At 43.9% G+C, this 26,016-nt stretch carries 25 protein-coding genes; 15 read left to right on the top strand and 10 right to left on the bottom strand.

All coding sequences use genetic code 11. From position 1 onward, the window contains the following. Positions 1-90: 90 nt before the first annotated feature. The 3 genes from G511_RS0109995 (at position 91) to G511_RS0109985 (ending at position 1,831) form a co-directional block, all read left to right on the top strand. Positions 91-456 (top strand): VOC family protein, encoded by a 366-nt coding sequence (locus G511_RS0109995; RefSeq protein WP_028469507.1) that lies wholly within the window; start codon positions 91-93, stop codon positions 454-456. 263 nt (positions 457-719) lie between these two features. Next, on the top strand, positions 720-1,313 hold the full coding sequence (locus G511_RS0109990; protein WP_028469506.1) for a GNAT family N-acetyltransferase: 594 nt from the start codon (positions 720-722) through the stop codon (positions 1,311-1,313). Between the two features lie 164 nt (positions 1,314-1,477). Then, on the top strand, positions 1,478-1,831 hold the full coding sequence (locus G511_RS0109985; RefSeq protein WP_211224890.1) for a RidA family protein: 354 nt from the start codon (positions 1,478-1,480) through the stop codon (positions 1,829-1,831). Positions 1,832-1,875: 44 nt separating this feature from the next. On the opposite strand, the gene G511_RS22450 is transcribed toward G511_RS0109985, so the two are convergent. From G511_RS22450 to G511_RS22445, 3 genes are read right to left on the bottom strand one after another with little or no spacing between them, the layout of a single operon-like run. Beyond that, positions 1,876-2,550 carry an ABC transporter ATP-binding protein gene (locus tag G511_RS22450; RefSeq protein WP_051221831.1) on the bottom strand — a complete coding sequence of 225 codons (675 nt, stop codon included), beginning with the start codon at positions 2,548-2,550 and terminating at the stop codon, positions 1,876-1,878. Beyond that, positions 2,543-3,304, bottom strand: a complete 762-nt coding sequence (locus G511_RS0109975) for an ABC transporter permease (protein ID WP_211224889.1) — start codon at positions 3,302-3,304, stop codon at positions 2,543-2,545. Before G511_RS0109975 ends, G511_RS22450 begins: the two co-directional genes overlap by 8 nt. Beyond that, a complete protein-coding gene (locus G511_RS22445; RefSeq protein WP_051221829.1) occupies positions 3,295-4,296 on the bottom strand; it encodes an ABC transporter substrate-binding protein in 1,002 nt (333 codons plus the stop codon). The genes G511_RS0109975 and G511_RS22445 overlap by 10 nt, the downstream gene beginning before the upstream one ends. Before the next feature lie 451 nt (positions 4,297-4,747). Between G511_RS22445 and G511_RS0109965 the strand changes: the two genes are divergently transcribed. After that, positions 4,748-5,146, top strand: a complete 399-nt coding sequence (locus tag G511_RS0109965) for a GFA family protein (protein ID WP_028469503.1) — start codon at positions 4,748-4,750, stop codon at positions 5,144-5,146. 110 nt (positions 5,147-5,256) lie between these two features. Next, positions 5,257-5,700 (top strand): hypothetical protein, encoded by a 444-nt coding sequence (locus tag G511_RS0109960; protein WP_028469502.1) that lies wholly within the window; start codon positions 5,257-5,259, stop codon positions 5,698-5,700. A gap of 13 nt (positions 5,701-5,713) precedes the next feature. Here the strand turns inward: G511_RS0109960 and G511_RS0109955 are convergent, their stop codons facing one another. After that, a complete protein-coding gene (locus tag G511_RS0109955; protein ID WP_245573916.1) occupies positions 5,714-6,115 on the bottom strand; it encodes a YbaN family protein in 402 nt (133 codons plus the stop codon). A 233-nt stretch (positions 6,116-6,348) separates the two neighbouring features. On the opposite strand from G511_RS0109955, the gene G511_RS0109945 reads away from it, so the two are divergent. From G511_RS0109945 to glcF, 3 genes are read left to right on the top strand one after another with little or no spacing between them, the layout of a single operon-like run. Next, complete coding sequence (locus G511_RS0109945; RefSeq protein WP_028469500.1) at positions 6,349-7,821, top strand: FAD-linked oxidase C-terminal domain-containing protein; 1,473 nt, start codon at positions 6,349-6,351, stop codon at positions 7,819-7,821. Beyond that, a complete protein-coding gene (gene glcE, locus G511_RS0109940; protein WP_028469499.1) occupies positions 7,814-8,899 on the top strand; it encodes a glycolate oxidase subunit GlcE in 1,086 nt (361 codons plus the stop codon). Before G511_RS0109945 ends, glcE begins: the two co-directional genes overlap by 8 nt. An 11-nt stretch (positions 8,900-8,910) precedes the next feature. Continuing rightward, complete coding sequence (gene glcF, locus G511_RS0109935; RefSeq protein ID WP_028469498.1) at positions 8,911-10,128, top strand: glycolate oxidase subunit GlcF; 1,218 nt, start codon at positions 8,911-8,913, stop codon at positions 10,126-10,128. A gap of 74 nt (positions 10,129-10,202) precedes the next feature. Here glcF and lysA read toward each other — a convergent pair whose 3' ends face one another. The 5 genes from lysA to G511_RS0109910 are packed head-to-tail and all read right to left on the bottom strand — an operon-like array spanning position 10,203 to position 14,752. Then, positions 10,203-11,654 (bottom strand): diaminopimelate decarboxylase, encoded by a 1,452-nt coding sequence (lysA, locus tag G511_RS0109930; RefSeq protein WP_028469497.1) that lies wholly within the window; start codon positions 11,652-11,654, stop codon positions 10,203-10,205. Between the two features lie 41 nt (positions 11,655-11,695). Beyond that, positions 11,696-12,478, bottom strand: a complete 783-nt coding sequence (locus G511_RS0109925) for an ABC transporter ATP-binding protein (RefSeq protein ID WP_028469496.1) — start codon at positions 12,476-12,478, stop codon at positions 11,696-11,698. After that, the gene (locus G511_RS22440) at positions 12,468-13,214 is read right to left on the bottom strand and encodes an ABC transporter permease (protein WP_036551810.1); all 747 of its coding nucleotides are present in this window, start codon (positions 13,212-13,214) and stop codon (positions 12,468-12,470) included. The genes G511_RS0109925 and G511_RS22440 overlap by 11 nt, the downstream gene beginning before the upstream one ends. Next, on the bottom strand, positions 13,211-13,924 hold the full coding sequence (locus G511_RS0109915) for an ABC transporter permease (protein ID WP_028469495.1): 714 nt from the start codon (positions 13,922-13,924) through the stop codon (positions 13,211-13,213). Before G511_RS0109915 ends, G511_RS22440 begins: the two co-directional genes overlap by 4 nt. 39 nt (positions 13,925-13,963) lie before the next feature. Next, positions 13,964-14,752: an ABC transporter substrate-binding protein gene (locus tag G511_RS0109910; RefSeq protein WP_028469494.1), complete on the bottom strand. Its 789-nt coding sequence runs from the start codon at positions 14,750-14,752 to the stop codon at positions 13,964-13,966. Between the two features lie 187 nt (positions 14,753-14,939). Here G511_RS0109910 and G511_RS0109905 point away from each other — a divergent pair, with 187 nt between their 5' ends. Beyond that, positions 14,940-15,890: a LysR family transcriptional regulator gene (locus tag G511_RS0109905; RefSeq protein ID WP_028469493.1), complete on the top strand. Its 951-nt coding sequence runs from the start codon at positions 14,940-14,942 to the stop codon at positions 15,888-15,890. A 94-nt stretch (positions 15,891-15,984) separates the two neighbouring features. On the opposite strand, the gene G511_RS0109900 is transcribed toward G511_RS0109905, so the two are convergent. After that, positions 15,985-17,478: an aldehyde dehydrogenase family protein gene (locus G511_RS0109900; RefSeq protein ID WP_028469492.1), complete on the bottom strand. Its 1,494-nt coding sequence runs from the start codon at positions 17,476-17,478 to the stop codon at positions 15,985-15,987. 411 nt (positions 17,479-17,889) lie between these two features. Between G511_RS0109900 and peaA the strand changes: the two genes are divergently transcribed. From peaA to G511_RS0109870, 6 genes are all read left to right on the top strand, one after another. Beyond that, entirely contained in the window at positions 17,890-19,488 is a 1,599-nt protein-coding gene (gene peaA / locus G511_RS0109895; RefSeq protein WP_245573913.1) for a quinohemoprotein amine dehydrogenase subunit alpha, read from the top strand. 55 nt (positions 19,489-19,543) lie between these two features. Next, positions 19,544-20,974: a quinohemoprotein amine dehydrogenase maturation protein gene (gene peaB, locus G511_RS0109890; protein WP_028469490.1), complete on the top strand. Its 1,431-nt coding sequence runs from the start codon at positions 19,544-19,546 to the stop codon at positions 20,972-20,974. 1 nt (position 20,975) lies between these two features. Continuing rightward, positions 20,976-21,302 carry a quinohemoprotein amine dehydrogenase subunit gamma gene (qhpC, locus tag G511_RS0109885; protein WP_028469489.1) on the top strand — a complete coding sequence of 109 codons (327 nt, stop codon included), beginning with the start codon at positions 20,976-20,978 and terminating at the stop codon, positions 21,300-21,302. A gap of 16 nt (positions 21,303-21,318) precedes the next feature. After that, entirely contained in the window at positions 21,319-22,458 is a 1,140-nt protein-coding gene (peaD, locus tag G511_RS0109880; protein ID WP_036551807.1) for a quinohemoprotein amine dehydrogenase subunit beta, read from the top strand. 95 nt (positions 22,459-22,553) lie between these two features. Next, entirely contained in the window at positions 22,554-23,870 is a 1,317-nt protein-coding gene (locus G511_RS0109875) for an alginate export family protein (RefSeq protein WP_028469487.1), read from the top strand. A 168-nt stretch (positions 23,871-24,038) separates the two neighbouring features. Then, positions 24,039-25,973 carry a sigma-54-dependent Fis family transcriptional regulator gene (locus tag G511_RS0109870; RefSeq protein WP_028469486.1) on the top strand — a complete coding sequence of 645 codons (1,935 nt, stop codon included), beginning with the start codon at positions 24,039-24,041 and terminating at the stop codon, positions 25,971-25,973. Positions 25,974-26,016 lie beyond the last annotated feature (43 nt).

Genomic DNA, 26,016 nt, shown 5'->3' with positions numbered 1-26,016 from the left:
CACTCTATAGCGTTTTGAGTGACATTTAAGAGGCAACACTGCGGATATATTTGCTTAGCATTAAAGTATTATATGAATAAGGAGTAGGTTTTGAATAATTTAAAGACTCTAGAAATTAAGGCATTTGTGCCCGCAAAAGATTTTGAGATATCTAAGAATTTCTATTCAGAACTAGGTTTTACTAAGGCCTCTGATTCTGATGGTATTGCATATTTTCACAAAGGAAATTGTAGTTTTTTATTACAAGATTTTTATGAGAAAGTATATGCAGAAAATTTCATGATGCATTTACTGGTTGAAGATATCCATTCTTGGCACAAGCAGATTGAAGTATCAGGGATTGCTAAAAAATATGATGTTAAAGTGTCAGAAATTGTTGCGCAGCCATGGGGAATGTTAGATTTTACACTGCATGACCCTAGTGGAGTACTGTGGCGTTTCGGCGAAAATATATAATGCTAATAAGCCATTAACAACGCGTTTTGGTGCTAAAAACAACAGGGCCTACGTTTTGTAATTAGCTTTTCGATTATTGCGGGTGCCGTTTGGTTTTTATCTGGCTTGTTGTATTGGGTTGGTTTTCGTTTAACAGCAGTTATGGTTGATTAGTCACATCACCTAATACTCAAACGCCGTTACTTTGCCCGTTACATCTTTACCTAGTCTTAACCTTCGGTGTGTTTAACTCAAGCAGCAAAGTAATGTTAACGCAGAGCAATATGAATATATCGATTAATAAAAGTTGGGACTTAGAGAAAAGTGAAACTGTTGCAAGGCTTTATGAAGAAGCTTTTGGGGCTAAATTCTCAAGTGCTATTCCAGATAAAACAAAACGTCTAGCAATACTATCAAGGAGCTTTATTCCCGAGTTTTCATATGTGGCAGTTATTGGCGATGAAGTAGTTGGACTGGCTGGATTTCAAGTACCTGAAGGCTCTTTAACGGGAGGCATGAGTTTTAGTAAGTTGCAACAAGAGCTTGGTGCATTTAGCGGGCTCTGGGCTGGTTTGGTATTAAGTCTATTTGAGCGTAAACCTAAACTAGGTGAGCTTGTGATGGATGGCATCGTGGTTGATGGAAACTATAGAGGGAGTGGTATAGGTTCTGAGCTGCTAGACAGTATCATTTCACACGCTAGGGATAACGGTTTTGATACAGTAAGACTAGATGTTATTGATAGCAATCCAAGAGCTAGAAAGCTATATGAATCAAAGGGTTTTGTGGCGATTAAAACAGAGCACTTCCCCTACTTAAAATGGTTAATAGGCTTTTCGGGTTCCACAACAATGGTTTTAAAAGTGGTTAGCCAATGACTGATAATGTGGTTAGCATAAAAGTTTGAGTCCCAGCTTTGGGCTCTATAAAAAATATGAAGTGTTTTTATAAGTACAAAGTTAATTTTCCATATTATCTTTACCGTTACTCATTAATTAATGAATAGCTTTTTTAACAGGACGCCAGCAGTGCAGGAGTAACAATGATGATCCAAAGAAAAAGTGGAATGTATGATGGGCGAAGTAAATCATCAGCTTACAAGGATTTGGTTTGGACCGTTGCTACATCTTCGGATACCTCTGTGGGTATTGAGCAACAGACGAAGCTTACTTTAGAAACAATTCAAACTAACCTAGTTGAGCTTAACTCAGACAAAACTAGGATTGTTTCAGCTCAAGTGTATATTGCTAATATGGCTGATAAACAACGAATGGATTCAGTTTGGAGAAACTGGTTAGGTGCTAACCCTGAGCACTGGCCTCAACGAGCTTGCTTAGGTGTAAACCTTGAAGGCGATGTTTTAATTGAAGTTACCGTTACAGCAGTGCGAAAGTAAACGTACTGAAAATGTTAGGCTATTTTGTCGCGTGTATAGTGCCGCTAATACTTGAGCAAGGCCTCAAGTTCTTCCCGAGGCACGTTATCTATTGAATTACTATAGATAACTTCAGCGGGTGTATTACCTAGTACCGATACCGTATCCCCCAGCTCAAGCGCTTCATCCAAATTATGAGTCACGTAGATCATGCTGCGGGTTGGATGGTCGCAGACTAAACGTTTAATTAGCTTTCTCATCTCTCTGGCTGTTGGTAAATCTAACGAGGTTAGGGGTTCATCCATTAATACTAGTTCAGGTTTAAGTAACAAGCAGCGAGCTAACGCCACGCGCCTTGCCATACCTAATGATATTTTAGCGGGATAATAGTCAGCGTAATCTTGTAGCCGAACCTCGTTTAACATGCGAAGTACTAGTTCTTTATTAGGCTCAACTAACTGTAAGTTCTGCACAATCGTGCGCCAAGGCAAAAGTCGTGGCTGTTGAAAAAGGTAGCCTATGTCGGGTTTTTGCTGTGACCATAGGTTCTGACTTTTGCCGTTAGTATTTGTCATTATGCTTTCTTGTTGTAAGCCGGCCATCACGTTAAGTAGCGATGTTTTTCCGCAACCCGAGGGGCCTAACAAACAGTGCGTCTCGCCTGGATTAAGCTGTATCTTAAGTGCAGCAAGAATTTTCTGATCGGATAGCTTAAGCCCTTCGACAGTGAACTCAAGCATTGTCCCCCCCTTTTTGCCAACGAGATGCGTTATGGTCTAATGGTTGTAATATGAACCACTCTATTAATTGCACAACAAGGATGAAAGCAAAGCTATAAGCGAGGATGGTGGCTACATCAAACAACTGAAAGGCCAAATGTAACTGAAAACCTACCCCGTCAGACCGGCCCAATAGCTCAACAACAAGGACTATTTTCCAAATTAGCGCTAAACCGCTTCGGGTAGCAATCATTATGTATGGGAATAATTGAGGCCACCATAGGTGCATTAGCTTCTGGCGAAAGCTAAACCTATACATAATCGACATCTCGTCTAGCTCATGATCAAACATGCGGCCTCCCTCACGAAGGGCTACAGCAACATTGGGTAATTTATTAATAATAACTGCTGCGACAGCAGCCACCTCAATAAGACCAAACCAAATATAAAGTAGGATGATAACGACGAGCGCGGGAATATTTAGCAATATAATGAGCAAGGGGTCTAACACACGGTTTACTAACCGAAATCGACCCATCAATACGCCTAGAAGCCCGCCTAAGGCCATAGCGAAAATAAAACTGATAAGCACACGCCTAAGGGTAACCATTAAGCTTTCGAGCAGGCGCTGTTCATGCCACTCTTTACTGAGTGCTGAAAAAACTTCGGCGGGGGCTGGTAATAGGGGGGTGGATACAAGCGTAGCGATCACCCACCAAATAGACAGCAAGCAAACGAATGCTATTACTTGATCACCCATCCTGCCTATTGCCATTTGGCACCTTGATCAAAGAGTGCGTTATGAAAAAGCTCAGGGTTAAGCCTTAAACCTGTTGGGTAAGGTTTAAGGCCATCAACGATTGTATAGAAGTTAGCTGCATCTTCTATTTGCTGCTGGCTAAGTTCATCAGGGATACCAGATCTATAACCTGCTATCAGGGTGTGATAGATTTTATCGTTCTCAGACTTCATAAATGGGCGTAATGTTTGCCAGGCAGCGTCGTCCACGGCTAGCTGTGCTTTAGCGTCGTTAATGGATTTATAGAAGGCTGTAACAAGGTGTGGGTGTTGATCTCCTAATTTAGTTTTATATAAATAACCCAGCATAGGCACATTACTTTTTAGGCCAAGGTCTTTCATGATGGCCCTAAGGCTATAGGGCTTTTGATACCCCTCTGTTTCAAGGCGGGCACCGTAATGCCAAAAGGTGGCTAGCATATCGAGTTGGCCATTTTTTATGGCTTGGCTTAATAACGAAGGAGCGCCGAACTGTATTTTTGCCTCTTGTTGAAGATCAACACCTTCTTTTTTTGCTGCTGCGCGCATGAGGACCCAGCCTTTATTCATAGGGCCTCCTGCAATACCTATTCGTTTACCTTTTAAGCTAGAGTAACGGGTAATACTGTTGCCTTTTGCTGCGATAATGCTGCCAATTTGTTTAGAAAAAGGTATAAAGCGTAGATTGGCTCCCTTGTGGTTGCGTTCAGAGGCCCAAAGCCAATCAGAGACGATAAAGTCTGTATGACCCGCGGTAATAGCGATGCGTGCAGCCGATAAGCTTGCGACACGGTCGATCACTAAATCGTAGCCATTTTTATGATCAAGTTGTGTCTGTTTAATATGCTGTAGTTCCCAGTTAACAGTTCCCCATGCAATAACGGTAACTTTTAGCTTGGGTAGCTGGGTTTGCGGCTCTTCTTGAGCGCTTAGCTGAGCAGAGAACAGTAACAATACGCTCGAAAAAAAAAGTGATACGAAGGTTTGCATTAGGCACTCATTATTTCAAATAGTAGATGTGGTAAAGCTCTATACCAACATAAGCTGCTGGTAGATCAGTCAACATGGTACTTTGGTGCCTTTTTTATGGCCCTGCAGTGGTCTTTAGGCTAAGAGTACAACCGGTTGTAATCGATCCAAGTGAATGGATAAGAAGCACCTGCTAAGATTAAAATCAACGGGTTTTATGCTCTCGCTATTTTCAGTTTTGGCTCAAGTGTAAGTATGCTTTTTAGCGCTGGCGTTATAGAGAACGTTGAGAAGGTTTATCGATTCCACAATGATGTATGTGAGTGCTATTGTAGATACTCATCTGCTTTTTCTTTTTTAGTTTGCTGCTTTCCTACTTACCCAGATGCTCAAGGCAGGAGAGCCTAATAAGAATAAAGCTGTTAGTAGATACGTATTTGTAAAACGTGGTTTAAGTATCTAGGAGATATTTGTGTTGATTACAGGTGAGTGTTTTTGTGGTGACGTTAAGTATCAAATTGATGGAAAGTTACGTGATGCACGCTCGTGCCATTGCTCTAGATGTAGAAAGGCGTTTAGCTCACAAGCGTCTGCATATGCGCTAGTAGAAACTAGCCAGTTCAGTTGGGTGTCTGGAAAAGAACTCCTGACTTCATATGTTGGTCAACATGGTTTTGGCCTGCAGTTTTGTAAGGTGTGCGGCTCTACCATCTGTGGAGTCTATAACGATGAAGTTCATGGTGTGACGTTAGGGTGTGTGAATGGTGACCCTGACATTGAGCTTGGAATGCACATCTATGTTGGCTCAAAAGCATCATGGGAAAAGATTCCGGTGGGAGTCCCGCAATATATACAGGGAAGGCCTGATTGAGAAGCTTGCTAGTTTTATCGCAGGAGCTGGTTGTTATTAATACGCTTTTTGGTACTTTTTTAAAATTATCGAGGTATTAATCTCTAGTGAAGATTATTTGAGGATTCATCATGGTTTTCCAGCGTAGCCGGACCGCAGTATATCGCTATTTAGGTAAGCGTTTAGAAATGGCATTGGGGTTAGGTTTAATTTTAGTAGTTACTGTCATCGAAAATATTTTATCTAGCACCGTAGCCATCACTTTTTTTGTAGCGGTCTTAATTATTAGGCTTCCAAGTGTTAAGAAGGGCTTCGACGAGTTTAGTTATACGCAGCTAACCCTCAATAAAGAGACACTCATTATTACAACTAAGGAGGGTGATACTGAGTATCAGCTCGATGACTTCAAGATCATGCTATATAAGAAGCGTGCTAAGGCGATTACTGTCTTTGTGCTAATGAGCGAAAATGACGGTGTTAAGTTTGAGTACTATCAACATATGAATCAGCTATTTGATACTTTAAGCGAGAGTGTCATGCTGCGCAAAGAGATCCCTTGGTGGCAACGGCTATAATCTGTGCTGGTGGTTATGAGTTATGAGCGGGCGGTATTTCTTTAATACGCCATAGAAAGAATAATAATATGCTGGCACAGCTCACCAACATCAGTTGTAGATAAGGACGGTCAGACAATATAAGTATGGATATTGAGAAAGTAGCAATAATCATGAGTGTAGAGCGTTTTTTGGTTTGGCGTGACATCCGATGAGTGGACTCCCACTCTTTTAACGCAGGTCCAAACCAACGATTATTCAGTAACATCTGATGAAAGCGCGGCGAACTTTTGGCAAAGCAGCCAAGTGCTAAGATAAGAAATGGCGTAGTGGGTAAAATAGGCAAGACAACGCCGATGGCACCTAACGCGATAAAGAACCAACCGCAGCCAATCATTAAGCCTTTTTTTACACCAACACGGGTTATTTTGTTCAACTCATCAAGCCTGTATCAATTTCTTTATTTTTAATAATGCTAAAGCCTAGCACAGTTAATGCTTCCTTTATTGAGAAGCTATTGTTTGCTTTCGATTTTTGCTTCAAGGTTAAGGTTGAAATCATCATTGCCAAAAAATAAAATGCCATCGATTTGCATCACGTTATAAGATTTAGTAAAAACCAGTCGTTTATGGTGTATATGTATCACTATACAGATGCCGGAGCCGTTTGATGAGTACGACAAACAAGCTGAGTAAAGATGAGTTGTGTCAGTTATTTCGTGGCTTTATTGCACCACAAAATGTAATTGCTGATGAAGAAACACTCAAGCCTTATGAATGCGATGGCTTGTCGATGTATTGCGAGATGCCGCTGATTGTCGTACTGCCGGAAACAGTATCGCAAGTGCAAGACGTTCTACGTATTTGCCATAGCCATGCTATTCCTGTGGTTGCGCGTGGTGCAGGTACTGGCCTATGTGCTGGAGCAATGCCAAATGCTGAAGGTGTTGTCCTCTCGTTAGCTAAGTTTATAAACATTCTTGAGATTAACCCGCAAACACGCACGGCTAGATTGCAGCCTGGTGTGCGTAATTTAGCCATTAGTGAGGCTGCGGCTGAATATGGTTTGTATTACGGGCCTGATCCGTCTTCCCAGATAGCGTGCACGATTGGCGGTAATGTTGCTGAAAACTCAGGCGGTGTGCATTGCCTTAAATATGGCCTTACGGTACATAATGTTTTGAGTGTAGACATGCTTACCGTAGAGGGCGAGAAGGTCACATTAGGTAGCGATGGGCTCGATAGCTGCGGCTTAGACTTGTTAGCACTGATTAATGGTTCAGAGGGTTTGCTCGGTGTAATTACCGAGATTCAGGTTAAGTTACTGCCCATACCTGAAAAAGCCCGCGTGGTGATGGCTGGGTTTGATAACGTCCAGCAAGCGGGGGACTCTGTCGGCGGTATTATCGCTAGCGGTATTATCCCCGCAGGGTTAGAAATGATGGATTCTTATGCGATTTCAGCAGCAGAAGACTTTGCTAAAGCAGGTTACCCCAAAGAGGCTAAAGCGTTATTACTATGTGAAGTTGATGGCACCTCAGAAGAGGTTCAAGAGCATATTGAGCAAGTTGAAAAGCTATTTAATTCCTTTGGCGCAACCTCTATTAGAACGTCACAAACAGAAGCTGAACGTGCCCTTTTGTGGAAAGGTCGAAAATCAGCTTTTCCGGCGGTAGGGCGTATTTCTCCTGATTATTACTGTATGGATGGCACTATTCCGCGCGGCCAGTTAGCACATGTGTTAAGCGAAATGCAGCGCTTATCTGAGTACTATCAATTGCGTGTAGCGAATGTCTTTCATGCTGGCGATGGCAATTTGCACCCATTAATTTTGTTTGATGCAAACATTCCCGGTGAGTTTGAAAAGACCGAAGAGTTTGGTGGCAAGATACTCGAACTTTGTGTTGCTGTCGGTGGCTGTATTACCGGTGAGCATGGTGTTGGAATCGAGAAAATACGCCAGATGTCGGTGCAATTTACCGAACTGGAGTTACTCCAATTTAACGCTATTAAAGATGCCTTTGATCCTCTGGGTACATTGAACCCAGGCAAGGGTGTGCCTACTTTACGTCGCTGCCAAGAATATCGCTCGATTGAGCCTAAGGAAATAAATACAAATAAGGAGGGCGCTGCTCATGGATGATATCTCTACTGAGTTACAGCAGCAGGTCCTTGCTGCCCGCAATGATAGGCAGGCGCTGAATATTATAGGTGGTGGCAGTAAGTCATTTATGGGGCGCAAGGCCATTGGTGAACGGCTGGATGTCTCTGGGCATAGTGGGATTGTGAACTACCAGCCTGTAGAGCTAGTACTAACTGCCAGAGCAGGAACACCATTAACAGAGATAGAAGCGGCGCTAGCTGAGAACAACCAAATGTTGGCGTTTGAGCCACCACGTTTTTCAGGTATGGCGACTATAGGTGGTACTTTGGCCTGTAATCAATCAGGTCCGGGACGACCTTGGGCAGGATCAGTACGTGATCATGTATTGGGTGTTCGCTTAATTAATGGCCTTGGAGAACATTTAAAGTTCGGTGGCCAAGTGATGAAAAATGTAGCCGGTTATGATGTCTCGCGCTTACAAGCGGGAGCAATGGGCTCGTTAGGTGTTATCACTGAAATTAGCCTAAAAGTACTGCCAAAACCGGCGGCAAGTCGCACCGTAGTTTGGGATATGGGCGCACGGGATGCTATCGGCTTTATGAATCAACTTGCAGCACGGCCTAAACCACTGTCTGCTGCCTGTTGGTTGCAGGGGCGGTTATATGTGCGTTTGTCTGGTGCACTTTCTGCGGTTGAGGCTACTGTCAAAGAATGGAAAACAGCAGAGTTAGCGCAAAATAAGGCTGATGAGTTTTGGCTGCAGCTAGGGCAGCAAGAATTAGCATTTTTTGATAAGGATTCATCTAAGGACAATGCTGGTATGCCGTTGTGGCGTTTTTCGGTTAATTCAGCAGCTAACATTCCATCTCTTGATGAGCATTCTATTATTGATTGGGGAGGCTCACAGCGCTGGTTCCGTGGCGAGCAAGATAAACTTCATATGGAATCACTAGCGGTAAGTGCTGGAGGGCAAGTGAGCCTTTATTCTGGTGGAGACCGAAGCGCTGAAGTGATGCACTCAACCCCGGAAGCTCTTCAGGTAATCCAGAAACGGATTAAAGCGTCGTTTGACCCTGATGGTATTTTTAATCCCGGGCGTTTGTATAACTGGATGTAGAGTAGGCTTTTATGAAAACGGACCTAATTCCACACTATCAAGACTCCCTGCAAGGGCAAGACGCTGAAAAGATTCTCAGAAGCTGTGTGCACTGCGGCTTTTGCAATGCGACCTGTCCAACTTACCAAGAACTTAATGATGAGCGAGATGGACCGCGTGGGCGTATTTATCTGATCAAGCAATTGCTTGAGGGTGGAGAGATTACTGAAAAAACGCGTACGCATTTAGACCGCTGTTTAACGTGTCGTAGTTGTGAAACAACCTGTCCTTCAGGTGTTCAATATGGCCGGTTGATTGATTTTGGGCGTGCTGAAATCGAGAAAAAACTCGAGCGCCCGTTTAATCAAAAGCTCATGCGTTGGGCGCTTCGACAGGTACTTCCTTATTCACAGCGATTTGGCTCATTACTAAAAGTAGGGCAGGTTCTTCGGCCAATCATGCCCGAAGCCGTTAAAACAAAAATACCCCCTAAGCGAGAGGTAAATAGTCCTTGGCCTGCGAAGCGTCACACTCGAGTAATGCTGGCATTAGCAGGTTGCGCACAACCCAGCACAACTCCAAATACCAATATATCTACCGCGCGTGTTCTCGATAAATTAGGCATTACGCTGGTGGAAGAGCCTAAAGCTGGTTGTTGTGGTGCGGTTAGTTATCATCTTGGTGCACATGATGAAGGTTTAGATTTTATGAGGCGAAATATTGACGCCTGGTGGCCAGCAGTAGAGGCCGGCGTTGAAGCTATCGTGATGACGGCATCGGGCTGCGGAGCGATGTTGCAAGATTACGGTTACGCGCTAAGGCATGATGCTCGCTATGTTGATAAAGCAGCAAAAATCAGTGAACTGACCAAAGATATTAGCGAAGTACTGCAAGCTGAAGATCTCACCCGGCTTGTTTTCAGCGCAGATAAGCCTTCTGAAAAAGTAGCGGTGCACTGCCCTTGTACGTTGCAACATGCGATGCAGCAAAGTGGTGTGGTTGAGAATATACTTCAACAAGCAGGCATTGAACTGGCTCGAACTAAGGATAAACACCTGTGCTGTGGTTCGGCGGGAACTTATTCAATTTTACAGCCTGAAATGAGCCAAAAACTGTTGAGTAATAAGCTAGAAGCGCTAACAGGGGAGCAGCCAGACCGTATCGTGACCTCAAACGTAGGTTGTCAGTTGCACCTTGAGTCAAAAGCTAAAGTGCCTGTGCAGCATTGGATTGAGTTGCTGGATCGTTAAGGCGCGTGGACAACTCTTTATCATAGGCCCTTAGATAGTCTGATCTTTGGGCCTGTTGTTTATTTGGAGCTGTCTTATGAGATGTCGTACGTCAACAAGTCTTCATATTTCGCGCGCCTGCGAATGAGCCTGCTTTCTTGGTTTCCATCTAGCATTACGGCGGCTGCAGATTGTCGGCCACAATACTCGTTCATCATTTCTAAGGCATAAGCGCCAGTGTCTAATAATGCTATAACATCACCCACTTGAGTGTCGGCGGGTAGCTCACGCATATTTGGCTGGCGTACTAATACTTTTTTTAGTATTTCCTGGTGAGCTTCTAAGTTAGGTTCGGCTTGGAGGAGAGACTTTACTGACCCTTCACCTTCGATATCATAGTAAGTATCGCTGCTGTCACATAAAGGCCCCACCATACGACATAATTTTGTGTCTGTATCATCAGTGCGTGATGCATTTACCATGTGGAAATACCAGCCATTATAAATATCAAACAACACACTATAGCCCGCGTCTAAATAATATACGGGATGCTGGTTTCGGGTTTTCTCTGCTTCAATACGTGTCAACATAATGGCTGTATCGCTTACCATACTGCGGCCAGGCTCAACAATAATTTCGATTTCACAGCCCAAAGCATCTGTGATGGGTTTGATTAAAATTTCGGATAAAACGCTAAAATCAATTTGCGTACGATAGTTCTGTTTGTAATGCTCTGATACGGTATTCAGATTATCTTGGTGGCTAGTATAGTTTTTAGGGTATCCGCCACCTAAGTTAATATGCTCTAAAGGATAAGGCAGTAATGAGCGTATCTCGTTAGCGTATGCAATCAGAAAATCCGCTTCTGCTTGAAATGCGCTGACCTCATTCACTTGTGTTCCGATATGAGCATGTATGCCACGCACTTTTAATGAATCAGGATGTCGGTTGATGAGCTGGATAGCATGTAACTGCTCATCGCGGCTCATACCGAATTTTGAAGCGGATGTTCCTGTTTCCCAGCCTGCGGTTGCCCCGCCCTTGATTTCTGGAATGATACGTAGAGCAATATTAGCTTGTTTGTTAAGTGACAATGCAATATTCAGAATGCGTTGCAGTTCTGAGAGAGAATCAACATTTATTGCTTTAATCCCTGCATTGATGACTTCGCGCAGCTCGTTATGTTGTTTAGCGACGCCATTAAACACCATATCTTCTGGTAGATAGCCTGCGGCAGATGCTTTGAAAAACTCACCCCCTGAGTTCACTTCTATCGATAGCCCAGCCTCTTTAAATACTTTTAAAACAGAAAGGTTGGCACAAGCTTTACTAGCAAAACATACACGTGTTTTTTCGTGTACTTGACGAAAGCTACTCAAGATATCTAAGGCGTTTTCTCGTAATTTGTTTTCTGAGTAGACAAATAAAGGAGATCCGTATCTTTTAATTAAATGATTTACATTAACACCATCAATCATTAATACATTTTCTTCACTATTAAGGTGGTGCGGTCTTTCCCATGGGTGCAAAGCAACAGCCTGGTTCATAATATGTTCTCGTATTCGTAGAAGTGAAATTGCTGCATAAATTAATACTGAGTTGATAGAAAGCGCTGCAGATGCTCGGATTGGGGGGCATTAAATAATTGCTCAGGAGGGCCTTGTTCTTCAATTTTTCCTTGGTGCAGATAAACAACATGCGATGAAACGTCACGCGCAAAACGCATCTCATGAGTCACCATGATCATGGTGCGACCTTCTTCGGCAAGCTCGCGAATAACCAGTAGAACCTCGTTTACAAGTTCTGGGTCTAGTGCTGAAGTAGGTTCATCAAAGAGCATAACGTCAGGCTCCATTGCTAGGGCTCTAGCAATAGCAACTCTCTGTTTTTGGCCGCCAGAAAGGTGGTCCGGGTACATGTGACATTTTTCAAGCATGCCAACACGGCTTAGTAGTGCTTTGGCTTGCACTTCAACCGAGTCACGATTGCGTTTGAGAACAGTACATGGGCCGAGCATGACATTTTCCAGAACACTCATGTGAGACCATAGATTGAAAGATTGGAAAACCATACCTAAGCGTGAACGAATACGTTCAATTTGGTTTTGGCGGTTTTTTGAATTCCCCTGTTCTACACCTTGAGAAAGGTCCAGCTGTTCACCATGTACTCTAATTCTTCCCGCATTAGGAAACTCTAATAAATTCATACAGCGTAAAAAGGTGCTTTTACCAGAACCACTTGATCCAATAATACTGATGACATCATGTTTTTTAGCAGTGAGGGACACGCCTTTAAGTACTTTTATATCACCAAAGGATTTATGTAGTTCTTCTACGTGCAGTGCGGGTTCGGACTGTAAGTTAGTTGACATGGCATGTTTCCTTGGGTGTGTTGAGGGCTTTGGGTGCCGGCAGTTTGCTATTAACGGGATAGCACATGTGACGTGTTAGTCGTTTTTCTAATAACCGCCATGCGAAAACAAACAAGGTGGTAATCATCAAGTAAATTAATGCCGCCCAGAAATAAACTGATATATCGAAAGTTTGCGAGAAAACACGGCGGGTGTGCCCCATAACATCCAGTAGTGTTATAACACTGGCAATAGCACTTCCTTTAAGCATGAGAATGATCTCGTTGCCCAGTGCAGGTAACGCAATTCTATAGGTGTGTGGGAGGATTATTTTTCGATAGAGCAGTGTACGAGGCATACCCAGAGCAACACCTGCTTCAATCTCGCCGTAAGGAACTGCTTGTAATCCGCCACGTAATATTTCCAACTGGTAAGCAGTTGAGTTCAAAGCAAAAGTGAAAAGCGCGCAATAAAATGGGTCTCTAAAAAACCACCAAACCCCTAAGTCGGTTAACTCTTCACGAAATTGGCCCGAACCGTAATAAATCAAAAACAGTTGTGCTAATAAGGGAGTGCCGCGAAAAAAAGAGACAAACAGCCGTATTGGCCATTGGAATGCTTTGTTTTTACTTCGACGCAAAATAGCTAATGGGAGTGACAACAGACCGGCAATAACAACTGATATAAAGGTCAGTTTTAAGGTCATGGACATTCCGTCAAGTAGCTTTGGCCAATAGTCGATAAGTACTTCAATCATGAGGTTCGTATTCCTCTATTTGCTCTTTTTTCCAGTCGAGCTATGCACCATTCAAAAAAGATGCAAATGGCCCAGTAGGTTAAACAAACGGTGAGGAAAAAGAGGAAAGGTTTTTTGGTGGAACCCACTGCAATATTGGCCATTCGCATTAGGTCGTTTAGTGCAATGACTGAGACTAAGGCGGTATCTTTGAGTAAGTTAATCCATAAATTCCCTAGCCCGGGTAAAGCTAGACGTAGCATTTGAGGTAATTCAATGAGGCGAAATATTTGTAGCTGGTTCATGCCGGTAGCGAGGGCAGCCTCTCGTTGCCCTTTGTCTAATGCTTGCCATGCTCCACGTAATACTTCGCCAGAGTAGCCCCCAAATACCAGCCCAAGCGCAATAATTCCTGCTACAAAAGGGCTTAACTCAAAGAAACCAGCATCGGGGTTTAGCCACTTTATTATTTTATTAAGTAGCAGCCCTACACCATGGTAGATAATAAATAAGGTTAGTAGCTCAGGAAGCCCCCGAATCATTGTTGTGAAAGTAAATGCGATTAAGCGTGGGTAGGTTTTTTTTGCCACTGAAGCGGCGGCGACACTAAAGCCTAAAAACAACCCGATAGGTAAGGTGATGAGGGCTAGTGACAGGGTAATACCCAACCCACTAGCTAGTTCGTCTCCCCAACCGTTGTTACCGAAACTAAGGTACTCAAACCACTCCATAAGGCATCCTCGGAGTTAAGACATTATGAGTTTTGTGTTTTATTTCAGTGTGAGAATGTTCACTGAGAAAAACTTATCGTTAATGGCTTTGTAGGTTCCGTCAGCAACGATTTCGTCCAGAGCTTGGTTTAGTTTCTGGCGTAAAGCATCATCTTCCTGACGCAATGCTATACCAACGCCATCACCCACATATTTTGGATCAGTAATCGGTGTGCCTACTATTTTACAGCAGTTACCATCATCAGATTTTTGAGTCCAGTCGAGCATTGGAATCATGTCGCCGACCTGTGCATCAATACGGCCTGAAATTAAATCTAGATTAACGGCATCTTGAGTGGGGTATAAGCGGATGTCAGAATCTGGGTAGGCAGCAGAAAGGAACTCTCCTTGCGTTGTTGAGCCCTGCGCACCTATTGATTTACCCGCGAGTGCCTTAGGAGAAAAATCAGTAATTTTTGATGATTTCTCTGTCACAAAGGTCATTGCTGATTTTTGATATGGCTGGGTGAAATCAACCTTTTGTTTACGCTTATCAGTAATAAACATTGAGGCAATAATGACGTCGTATTTACCGGCCAGTAATGCGGGGATAATGCCATCCCAATCTTGTGCAACGAAACTGCACTTTGCTTTGATCTTTTCACAAAGCGCTTTACCAATTTCTATATCAAAACCCGCTAATTCACCGTCTGAAGTGAAATAGTTAAATGGAGGGTAGGCTCCTTCTGTCCCTATACGAAGTGTGGTTACTTCTTCTGCGTGTAAGGCTGAAAAAGGAGCAGCTGTGAAAATGATAGATAGTGCCAACGAACATAGGTTTTTATTCATTTTATTTTCCCTTGGAGTCTGGCTCCGCTCATAGATGGCAGCCCTGAAAAGTTAATTTCTTTGCTAAGACAATTCAGTGCAACAGGGACAGTGTCTGGAATGTATTCATATTTGTAAAATGTATTATTATTATGCTATTCATAGGCTGTTGCTATGTGTTGGTTGTGCTTATTTGAGGTATGAAAAAATGTTATCACCACGAGAGCGCTTACTACGTAACCTGGACTGGAATCTCCTGTATACCTTTCTTGTTATCGTTGAAGAGAGCAGCATTACAGGCGCTGCACGCAAATTATCACTGAGCCAGCCGAGTGTTAGTAATGCTTTGAAGAGGCTTGAAGAGCATCTTGGCATGCGCCTTATTGTGCGAAAGAAAGGTGTCTTTTCCCTGACGTATCAAGGACTGCGTATGTATGAATACGCCTCATCAGCGAGTAGTATTATTTCTCATATGGCAGAGCAGTTTGCAGAGGAAGAGGGCTCGGTGCAGGGGGAAGTAAACATACAGATAGCAAGCCATATTCATTGCCCTGCTTTTGATCAAACGCTAGCGCAATACCATGCGCAATACCCAAAAGTGCTTTTAAGTATTAATGCTCAACCCAGTGCTGACATTGTTAGTGCTGTAGCAGAAGGTGAGTTACATATTGGTTTAAGTAATAAAAAGATAGCGCATACGGGGCTTCGCTTTGATTTGTTGGGATATGAGCAAATGGCTTTTTACTGTGGAGGCACTCATCCGCTGTTTGGCAAAAAGAAACTCAGTTTAGATGACCTGAGTGGGTTGTCTTATGTGTCATTTGAAAGTGATCAGCCAGGGGAGGGTTTAAATGATGTGTCTAAGTTACGCGCCGAAAACGAGTGCTGGGGAAAACTAGTCGCAGTGTCATCCAATGAAGAAGAAGTGCGGCGATTAATTCTTGCTGGTGTTGGGTTTGGTGCATTAACTGTGGAAGGCGCAAAGCCTTTTGTTGAACAAAAAATGCTATATCAGTTACCGCCTTATGAGCAATTGCCTATAAACGATGTGTATTTAGTGACGCCGGAGAATACCCCTTTAACTGAGGTGGAGTTTTTATTTGTATCTATGCTGAGAGAGGTTTCCTTAGGCGCGATACGGGATACGTACTTCCAGTAGATAATAGCCTGCATGGCAGGGAGGTCACATAGCGTAATCCCTGCCGTGCTTGAAGTTCTCTATTTAAGAAAACCTTCAGTAGTATTTGAGTGAATTAAAGGTGAATAAGCACTGATTTAAGCTCTGTGTAATGCTCAATGACTGCTGATCCCATCTCTCGTCCTAGGCCGGATTGTTTATAGCCTCCAAAGGGAAGGGCTGAATCGAGCGCGGTATGGCAGTTCACCCACACGCTACCGGATTTGATACGTGGGATCATACGATGCACTTGTGACAGGTTATTTGACCAGATACTCGCGCCTAGCCCATAGGGAGAATCGTTAGCAGCTTTAATTACTTCTTCAATGTCATCAAAAGGCCTAGCCACCAATACTGGACCAAATATCTCTTCTTGTACTAGCTTTGAGTTTTGCTCAAGATCTACCATCACTGTCGGTTTAACGAAGTATCCAGGGCGCTCGGCCACACCTCCGCCGGCAGTGATGGTTGCGCCGTCTTGGCGCCCTTGTTCAATGTAACCATTCACACGGTCATACTGCTTAGCAGAAACTAATGGCCCCATTTGTGAGCTTGGATCGAGTCCATGCCCGAGTGTGATACCGTTTGCGATATCAGAGATATCAGCCACTACGTTTTCGAAGTGTTTCTTATGTACGTAAAGACGTGAGCCAGCACAACATACTTGCCCTTGGTTAAAGAAAATAGCGTTAGCGGCACCTTGTACTGCCATATTAAGGTCAGCATCTTCCAAAACGATAGTGGGAGACTTGCCTCCTAGCTCCAAGGTAACGCGCGTCATACTGTCCATGGCGGCTTTACCGATCATTTTTCCGACAGGCGTTGACCCAGTAAATGTCAGCTTATCAACATCAGGGTGAGACGAGAGCGCTGAGCCAGCTTCATGTCCGTAGCCTGTTACGACGTTCAATACACCAGCAGGGTAACCGGCTTCCATGACTAGCTCAGCTAAGCGAAGTGCCGTAAGCGGTGTATCTTCGGCAGGTTTTAAAACGACAGTACAGCCAGTCGCTAAAGCAGGGCCTAATTTCCAACAGGCTAATAACAGCGGAAAGTTCCAAGCGACAATTGCGCCAACAACACCGACAGCCTCACGACGCGTATACCCATGAAACTGTGATCCCGGCATAAAGGGAACCGATACATCAACAGTACTTCCTTCTATCTTTGTAGCAAAACCGGCCATGTAACGAAGAAAATCAATCGCTAAACGAATATCCACACCTTTGGCAATACCGACGCCTTTGCCATTATCGATAGACTCAATTTCAGATAACTCGTCACTATTGGCTTCAATTAGGTCAGCTAAACGCCATAACAAGCGTTCTCTGTCTGATGGAAGGGCTCGGCTCCAATCAGAATCTTCAAAAGTTTGGCGTGCAACCGCAACAGCACGATTAATATCCTCTTGGCCGCCGGCTTGTATGGTTGTGATCTTTTCAGCTGTGGCTGGGTTATAAACATCAATAGTTTGTTCTGAAGCACTGGCTACAGATTCGCCATTGATGAACAGCTTGTGGTTTCTGTTAATAAAGTCATGGGTTGCTGCGCTGGGAGTATAGGTAGTCATAACAAGCCTTTTTATTGTTGTTTGATGTTACCTAAGAAAAGCAAAGGCTGTGCCATTCGTAATTTATTGATTTAAGTTTTTGTAATAAAAGAACTTTAATTTTATTTATGGTGATTTTTTAAGACACTCTGCTGTTGCAGAGTGCGACAACAGTTTGTTTGCCTAGGAGCGGGTTGCTTGAGCTGGGGCACTGTTTAGGCTGGTTTGTAGCAAGGTGTATCAGTTTTACACAGGTGTCTCATTTTAAAACAGTTTTGGAAGCTATCTTTTTAGGTACGAAAGTACAAGTTTTCATCGTAACTAATTGTTAACAAAAGGTTTAGTAGGTAATGGCACATCATGTGCTTTGTCATAAGTGTGAAACAAATAAATCCATCTTAAAATAATCATAATAATTCAGGAGGTCTTGTTTTGAAAAAGACACCCCCTATCGTTTCCTTAATGAGTGGGCTGTTAACAGCCGTATCACTTTCATTTATCCCGTCGGCAAATGCTGCTGATGCAGGTGCTGAAAGTATCGTCCAACAAAAATGTTTGGCGTGCCATACACAGGAAGGCAAAACCTCCTGGAGCCGTATTAGCCATCAGCGAAAAACACCAGAAGGCTGGTTGATGAGTATTGCGCGCATGCAAATTATGCATGGGCTAAAAATCAGTGATGATGAACGCCATACCTTGGTTAAATACTTAGCAGACCGCCAGGGCCTTGCGCCTTCTGAAGCTGAAGATGCACGTTATGCACTGGAACGTCGTTTAAACACATCTGAAAGTTTTGAATCACAAGCGTTTACAGAAACCTGTGCGCGTTGCCATTCTGGTGCACGAGTACTGTTACAACGTCGCCCTGCTAGTGAATGGGAGCATTTGGTGCATTTTCATTTAGGGCAATGGCCAACGACTGAATATCAGGCGATGGCACGTGACCGTGACTGGCTGGACTTGGCGCTGAATGAAATGGTACCAGAATTAGCAAAAATGCTGCCCTTACAAAGCAAATCCTGGGATCAATGGCAGAAAAGTGTAAAGCCCATTGTTGCGGGTAAGTGGACGTTTGCTGGCAAGATGCCGGGTAAAGGTGAAATGCACGGTGTTATGCAGGTTGTCGAAGATAATAAAGATAAGTTTAGCATTACGCTGACAGGCCAATATGCAGACGGAAAAGCCTTCAAAGGTTCGGGTGAAGCCATTCTTTATACCGGCTATGAGTGGCGAGCTAATCTTACGGTTGATGGAACACCGATGAGACAGGTCTTTTCTACCGCAAAAGCAGGAGAAATGCAGGGTCGTATGTTCGAGCGTGAACATGATGAGCGCGGGTTTGATTTTGCTGCCATTAAACAGGGAAGCACTCAGCCTGCTATTTTGGCAGTTCAACCTGAATATATTAAAGCGGGTGATACGGTTGAGTTATCCATTGTTGGAACGGGTTTACAGGGTGATGTGGTATTAGGCAAAGGGTTAACGCTGCTCAAAGATATGCCTTCTGACAAAAACAAGCGTGTCTTGCAGGTTAAAGCGAGTAGCACTGTAGTTACTGGCATGCAGACAATCCACATAGGTAAGGCCACTTCTAATATTACGGTTTATGACCAGGTCGCTAGTCTTAAAGTTGTTCCTGCATTCCAGGTTGCGCGTGTGGGTGGCAACGATAGCTCTACGCCAAAAATAGAAGCCGCTTTTGAAGCAGAGGCGTGGGCTGCTGGTACTGATGGTGTTGCCGGTACGAAAGATGATGTGCGTATTGGTTTTATGCCAGCGACGTGGTCTGTAGCACCGTTTGATGCGGCTTCAGCTGCCGATAATGATGTGCACTTTAGTGGACGAATGAATGCTGCTTCAGGCGTGTTTACCCCTGCGTTGGCTGGACCAAATCCAGAGCGGCGTATGAGCACCAACAATGCAGGTAACCTCAAAGTCGTTGCTCAAGTTAATGATGAAGGAAAGTCGGTCACGGCTGATGGACAACTCATCGTAACCATACAGCGTTGGAATAATCCTCCGATCCCATAATGCTCAGCTTGTTAGTAGAAGCCACATAATAATAAGTAAAACGAGGAACTGAATCATGAGTGCTGTACTTAACATAGTTGAGAACAATCTACATGAAGTTCGGGTGAGCGAACGACAAATGATGTTTCATATCCCGACCAATTCGTTGTTTGAGTTGGACTCGATGACACAAGATGTTTTTGGGTTGTTACGTAGCGGGAGTTTGTCGGTTGAAGAGATTAGCCAGCAGCTTAATAGCCGCTACAAAAGCGGTGATGTTCATGAACTAGTGCATAATTTATGTGCATTAGAAGTTGTGAGCGATGGCTCGGGTTTAACACCTGAAATTAGCGCCAAAACTGTGGATAGATTCCCGTTAACCACGGTCGTTTTAAATGTAAATACGGGCTGCAACCTCAGCTGCACTTACTGTTACAAAGAGGACTTAGATAAGCCTTCAGCGGGCAAAAAAATGGATTTTGAAACAGCTAAAGCATCTGTTGAAATGCTGCTAAAAGAATCACCGGATGAAGAGACCTACACGGTTGTGTTCTTTGGTGGTGAGCCTATGAGTAATTTGCCGCTTATCAAAGAGATGGTCGCTTATTGTGAGCAACGCTTTGCAGAGGCGGGCAAGCGTGTCAATTTTGTAACGACGACCAACGCCACCTTACTAAATGAAGACCTAGTGGACTGGCTTGATCAGCACCGCTTTGGTATTTCAATCAGTATGGATGGCCCTGAAGCGATACATGATAAAAATCGTATCACTGTGGGTGGGCAAGGTACTTATGCCGTCGTTAAGCGTAAAGCCGAAATGCTGTTGTCACGCTATCGTTCTCGTCCAGTGGGAGCGCGAGTTACGCTCACAAAAGGCGTAACAGATGTTGAAGCTATTTGGGATCACTTGTTTAACGATCTAGGTTTTTCTGAAGTAGGCTTTGCACCAGTAACGTCGGGCGATATGTCTGAATTTAACCTTTCTGATGAAGAGGTTAAACAGGTTTTCGATAACATGAAAGCACTCGGAAATCGTTATCTAGAAGCTGCATTGCAGAATCGTAATATAGGTTTTAGCAATATGCATCAGATGATAACGGATATCCACGAAGGGAATAAAAAAGCATTGCCCTGTGGTGCCGGTTTGAAAATGTTAGCAGTGGATCATAAGGGCGACCTGAATTTATGCCATCGCTTTACAGGTTCCGACCTGAATACCTTTGGTGATGTGCATCAGGGGATTGATAAAGAGCGTTTGGGTGGATTTCTTGCGCAGCGTTTGGACCGAACTAATACCGGATGCGAGACCTGCCATATTCGTAATTTATGTTCAGGTGGTTGCTATCACGAAAGCTACGCTCGCTATGAAGACCCAACGCGTCCTACTTATCACTATTGCGATTTGATGCGTGATTGGGTTGATTTTGTTATCGAAACCTATAGCCGCATCATGGCCGATAATCCGGCCTTTATCGATACCTACATTACACCTCGGAGGGCTCTCTGATATGAAATTTCTTAAACCCATTAATAATAAAGCGCAACTGCTCGATCAGGCCGTCACCGATAATCAGGTAGAAGAGGTCGTGGCAATGAGTAGCTTGGCAGGTTGTACTGCGACAACAGATCCCGGTTGGGAGATCGATGCTTTTGGCTCGGTAACCTCTCTTTGCCAGCCAATGGAATCAGACCTTTATGGCTGTGCTGATCCTTGCTGGTGGCCTGCTCAGGTGCCAGACATGATGAACACTTATCAAGACTGGAATAAAGATGCCCAGAACTCTAAAGACGACTGGCGGAATTTGGGTACTGTTTTCCCCGCAGATAAAAAGTAAAGGCAGGATGAGCATAATGAACATAACAAAAACAAAGCCATCACTGGCTATTAGTCTGAATGCGGTTTTATTGACTGTGACGGCAGGCTTATTATCACCGGCTGCTCTGGCTACTGATACTGCATTAAAGCCCGGCAACGAATATATGATTGTTGCAAACTATCCCAATCAAATTAATGTGATTGATTTGAGTACGGATTCGCTGGTTAAAACGTGTAAGGTGCCGGGTGCTTATGGCCCTGGAGTAATGCAGGTTGCACCGGATAAGAAGACGGCTTATATATTGTCGAACCACTATGAAGATATCTACGGTATTAACTTAGATACGTGTGATGTGAGCTTTCATACACGTTTTTCAAGCGATCCGACGGTACGCACTAAGTCTATTTTTTCCATGGCCATCAGCCCAGATGGAAAAGAGATCTATGCGATGCATAACCCCACTAAGATGAATAATGATCATTACCGTATTTTGCCAACGCAGTTGGCTGTTTATAGCGCGGATGACGGCTTAGATGCACAACCTATTCGTACTTTCCCGGCGCCACGACAAGTCACCGTGATGACGACTGGCGCAGATGGTGGTTTGTATATGGCCGGTGCCGATATCTACAAATTTGATGTGCACACAGGCAAACATACTACGGCTATTGCTAGTCGAAGTTGGCAGCGTCCATTGTACGCGCCACCGGATGTGTTAAATGCTTGGCCGATCCAGACACCGTCAAAAGATTTCACGATTCTTTATACCACCGCTAAGTTTCAGGATGACTCGTACAACCTAGATACTGCGGATTGGATTTATGGCTTTATGAATGTGAACTTAGAAACGGGTGAAACCCAAACGACTGATTTTGGGCCGATTACTGAAATCTACTTCACGGGCATGATGTCTCCTAAAGACCCTAATATTGTGTTTGGTGTGCTTAATCGTTTAGCTAAATATGATGTTAAAGAGAAAAAGCTGATTAAAGCAGCGGCTCTTGATCATTCTTATTACTGCATTGCTATGAACCATGATGGCAGCAAAATATATCTGGGTGGCACATTCAACGATGTTGCTATCTATGATGCAGACTCTTTAGAAAAGCTTGGCAATATCCAGTTACCAGGTGGTGACATGGCGATAAGTACCTCTCAAATCTTTATCCGCTAATACCTGAATACATCCTCTGGTTATTCCCCTAATAGAGACCGTTTTCGGTCTCCTAGGGGCTTTTTTGCCTGAAATAATAAAAATGGTGTGTAAAAATGATGATCCAAAAAAGAATCGTAGTGGGGTTGGTCGCGTCGGCGATGGCTGCAACAGCTCAATCTGCTGTATTAAGCTCATCCGATGAGACTCAATTTGAGCTCAATGTTGAAGCAATGGCTGGTGTATTTTCAGCGTCAGAAGATTATGTCGGTGATGACGGTCGTACTTGGCAAGAAGGTTTTATTAAACCAACATTTGTTGTGTCGCATAAGTTACCCAATGGCATACAAGCATACGCAGGGCTGGGTGCTATCGCGCTCGGTACCGCGGGCGATGGTGATGCTGCCGGGTTAACCAGTGGTAATGAAGGGCAGGTTGATTTGGAAAACGCTTATTTGGGGTTTAGGTCCTCAAGTAACCTAATAGATCTGTCAGTAGGGCAGCAAACCTTTCAACTAGGTGATGGCTTTTTGATTGCTGGAGATGCTATTAGCTTAGGTGATTTAGGCGCTCCGGGTGTCGATGTTGATCGTGGTGGTGCTTATTATCTGGCAGGCAAAAAAAGCTTTAGTAATACCGCCATATTGAAACTCAACCCTGAAGGTAACTTCAGAGGAGATATGTTCTGGTTACAATCGAATAACCCATATCATCAAGATACTTCACTGGCAGGTGTTAATCTTGAATATGTTGATGAAAAACTCGGTACGTTAGGAGCTAGTTATCTTTCGGTACTTGATGTTGACCAAGGCTCAGGTCTGGGCTTGTGGGATAAGCGCAAAGGTATGAATGTTGTCAGTGTTCGCGGGCAAGGTTCGTTAGGTGTCGAAAATCTTTTTTTATCGTTTGAGTATGTAAAGGAAAGTGGTGGAGACTCAGCAGTTAAAAATGCAGGTAATGCCTGGTATGTAGAAGCTGGTTGGACTTTTGCGGATGTGCCATGGTCACCTAATGTAAATTATCGTTATGCGCAATTCTCGGGTGATAAAACGGAAACGACTAAAAACGAAGCGTTTGACCCATTGTTCTTCGGCTTTACGCGAGGCTTTGGTACTTGGTTCCAAGGAGAAGTAGCTTCAAATTATGCCGGCCCTGCTAACAGCGGCAATGATGTTAGCCGTATAGAAATATCCGCTTCCCCGCGAGCTGATCTACAAGTGGGCGCACAATACTGGAAGTTTTCACCGCAAGATGATGCCCCTGATTTAGCCGGCAGCGAAGTAGATCTGTATGCACTTTGGAGCATTACAGATAACTGGATATTTAGCCCGTTACTTGGGGTATATATGCCTGATGGTGATGCGGTTGTCGCAGCTCAAGGTAATGATGATAGTAATATTTATGCGCAAGCCGTGGTGATGTATTTCTTTTAAGCAATAAAAGGACGCTAGCCACTTTAATCCCCCTTCATTGAAGTGGCTGCTTTTCTTCTGAGATGTGTCGATATTGCATTTTGCTTTGCAGTCGGTTTAGAGTGGTAGCGATTAGCGTTTTATTCAAAGACATCCAGCCCAATAACAATAATGAAGAGGCCATGTTCTATGTCTTATAAGTTAGAGCAGAGGGTTTACAGCGATCCTCTTCATGATGCGCAGCGTGCTCGTGAAAGGCTTCTTTTAGAAGGGGAGCTTCCCGGTGGGTTTTTACGTGCCCAGATCGAAGCATCTTGGCAACGTAGCATTAAAGCGGGAGTTCGTTTTCAAGATCCATTGATTGCAAAAGATGCTTCTGTTTGTGATGTGCTTGAATTAAAAGAGAACCATCAGACACTAATTTCTATGGCTGCGCCTGAAATGGATCATTTGTCGCGACAATTTAACCGTGATAAAGGAATGGTCATTCTTGCTAATGACAACGCCACCATTCTCTCTTTGCTAGGTGATAGGCGCTCTTTGAAAAATGCAGGGGAGTATGCTCTAGATCCAGGTATCTGTTGGTCTGAAGATACGCACGGCACTAATGCGTTAGGCACAGCGGTGGTCGATGGTAAACCGGTAATGATCAACGGTACTGAGCATTTTCTTGATGGTGCGGGGTGCTTTTCTTGTACATCAACGCCCATTTCAGGTGTGGATGGTCAGCTATTGGGCGTGCTTGATTTAACCACCGAAGCCAATGCTCAACATATACAAGGTAATATGAGTGCGGTTCAGCTGGCGGCGCGCAATATAGAAAACAGATTATTTATTTCCCACTTTCAAGAACATGTAATTATTGCCTTTCATAGTCGCACAGAGTACCTGCACTCTGCATGGCAAGGGCTTATTGCTATTGATATGGAGGGGATGATTCTGGCGCTGAATGAACAGGCGTGTCAGTTATTAAAAAAATCACGCGAAAACTTACAACATCAACCGATTGAAACTATTACAGGCCAAGCGCCAACGGTGTTGCTTAATCAGTTACTGCGTAATACCGGTGTAACATTGCAGCTTAGAGATGTTGTTCTTTATTGTGAATTACTACACTTTCCTCGCCAACTGACAGGCTTACCCGCTAGAAGTGAGTCTTTCTCTAAAGGTCCCACTAAACTAAAACGCCAATCAAGCCACCCTTCATTACAAAAGGTCGGTGCCGAGAATCCACGCCTCGCTAAAGCACTCCGTATGGCGTTAAAGGGGATTGATCATGACCTGCCAATCTTACTCAATGGTGAAACCGGTACCGGTAAAGAAGTTGTTGCACGTGCCTTGCATAACCAGAGTCAGCGTGCGGATAAACCTTTTATAGCCGTGAATTGTGCGGCTATTCCTGAAGGTTTAATTGAGTCAGAATTGTTTGGCTATCGTGAGGGTGCATTTACAGGTTCGCGTAAAGGCGGGATGATCGGGCGCTTTCAACAAGCTAACAGCGGTACTTTATTTCTTGATGAAATTGGTGACATGCCACTGGCTCTGCAGGCGCGGTTATTACGCGTATTACAAGAGCGAAGAGTCGCTCCGCTAGGTGGAGGAGAAGAGGTCGACCTTGATATTGCTTTAATTTGCGCAACTCACCGGGATATCAAATCACTCGTCAAAGATAATGATTTTCGTGAAGATCTTTATTATCGCCTAAACGGGGTGGGTGTGCAGTTGCCTGCATTACGAGCACGTTCTGACTTAGAAGCTTTGTTAACTGACCTGTTAGCACGTATGGGCGCCACATATGTCACAGTGCATGCTGAGGTTCTTGATATGTTTCGCCAGTATGCTTGGCCGGGCAACATTCGCCAGTTAGAGATGGTGATGAAAGCGGCCGTCGCCTTTTTGGATGATGGAGAAAAACAGATCACCATTGATCACTTAACAGATGACTTTATTGATGAGTTAAATGCCAATAGCTCATCTGGCCGAGCAGGCACTATTAAAGTCACTGAGTTAGAGCTTATCCGCAATACGTTGGATCAATGTGAAGGAAATGTCTCTGCAACAGCGAGCGCATTAGGTATTAGCCGAGCAACAATTTACCGCAAGTTAAGAGAGTGTGAGGCCTAATAGGCCTTGCCTGTTACATCTAATTACATTTGAGAACAACTTC

This window comes from Neptunomonas japonica DSM 18939 (genome assembly GCF_000422765.1).
Classification (GTDB): Bacteria; Pseudomonadota; Gammaproteobacteria; order Pseudomonadales; family Balneatricaceae; genus Neptunomonas; species Neptunomonas japonica.
The sequence above is the reverse complement of the archived record's forward strand: the minus strand, read 5'-3'. Positions and strand labels throughout refer to the sequence as shown.

What these genes read in the sequence shown, in the direction of transcription:
- G511_RS0109905 (WP_028469493.1), top strand. Translation starts at nt 14,940, where the DNA reads ATGTTATCACCACGAGAGCGCTTACTACGTAACCTGGACTGGAATCTC.
- peaB (WP_028469490.1), top strand. Translation starts at nt 19,544, where the DNA reads ATGAGTGCTGTACTTAACATAGTTGAGAACAATCTACATGAAGTTCGG.
- G511_RS0109925 (WP_028469496.1), bottom strand. Translation starts at nt 12,478, where the DNA reads ATGTCAACTAACTTACAGTCCGAACCCGCACTGCACGTAGAAGAACTA.
- G511_RS0109900 (WP_028469492.1), bottom strand. Translation starts at nt 17,478, where the DNA reads ATGACTACCTATACTCCCAGCGCAGCAACCCATGACTTTATTAACAGA.
- lysA (WP_028469497.1), bottom strand. Translation starts at nt 11,654, where the DNA reads ATGAACCAGGCTGTTGCTTTGCACCCATGGGAAAGACCGCACCACCTT.
- glcE (WP_028469499.1), top strand. Translation starts at nt 7,814, where the DNA reads ATGGATGATATCTCTACTGAGTTACAGCAGCAGGTCCTTGCTGCCCGC.
- G511_RS22450 (WP_051221831.1), bottom strand. Translation starts at nt 2,550, where the DNA reads ATGCTTGAGTTCACTGTCGAAGGGCTTAAGCTATCCGATCAGAAAATT.
- G511_RS0109960 (WP_028469502.1), top strand. Translation starts at nt 5,257, where the DNA reads ATGGTTTTCCAGCGTAGCCGGACCGCAGTATATCGCTATTTAGGTAAG.
- qhpC (WP_028469489.1), top strand. Translation starts at nt 20,976, where the DNA reads ATGAAATTTCTTAAACCCATTAATAATAAAGCGCAACTGCTCGATCAG.
- G511_RS0109870 (WP_028469486.1), top strand. Translation starts at nt 24,039, where the DNA reads ATGTCTTATAAGTTAGAGCAGAGGGTTTACAGCGATCCTCTTCATGAT.
- G511_RS0109985 (WP_211224890.1), top strand. Translation starts at nt 1,478, where the DNA reads ATGATGATCCAAAGAAAAAGTGGAATGTATGATGGGCGAAGTAAATCA.
- glcF (WP_028469498.1), top strand. Translation starts at nt 8,911, where the DNA reads ATGAAAACGGACCTAATTCCACACTATCAAGACTCCCTGCAAGGGCAA.
- G511_RS0109915 (WP_028469495.1), bottom strand. Translation starts at nt 13,924, where the DNA reads ATGGAGTGGTTTGAGTACCTTAGTTTCGGTAACAACGGTTGGGGAGAC.
- G511_RS0109945 (WP_028469500.1), top strand. Translation starts at nt 6,349, where the DNA reads ATGAGTACGACAAACAAGCTGAGTAAAGATGAGTTGTGTCAGTTATTT.
- G511_RS0109975 (WP_211224889.1), bottom strand. Translation starts at nt 3,304, where the DNA reads ATGGCAATAGGCAGGATGGGTGATCAAGTAATAGCATTCGTTTGCTTG.
- G511_RS0109910 (WP_028469494.1), bottom strand. Translation starts at nt 14,752, where the DNA reads ATGAATAAAAACCTATGTTCGTTGGCACTATCTATCATTTTCACAGCT.
- G511_RS0109875 (WP_028469487.1), top strand. Translation starts at nt 22,554, where the DNA reads ATGATGATCCAAAAAAGAATCGTAGTGGGGTTGGTCGCGTCGGCGATG.
- G511_RS22440 (WP_036551810.1), bottom strand. Translation starts at nt 13,214, where the DNA reads ATGATTGAAGTACTTATCGACTATTGGCCAAAGCTACTTGACGGAATG.
- G511_RS0109990 (WP_028469506.1), top strand. Translation starts at nt 720, where the DNA reads ATGAATATATCGATTAATAAAAGTTGGGACTTAGAGAAAAGTGAAACT.
- G511_RS22445 (WP_051221829.1), bottom strand. Translation starts at nt 4,296, where the DNA reads ATGCAAACCTTCGTATCACTTTTTTTTTCGAGCGTATTGTTACTGTTC.
- peaD (WP_036551807.1), top strand. Translation starts at nt 21,319, where the DNA reads ATGAACATAACAAAAACAAAGCCATCACTGGCTATTAGTCTGAATGCG.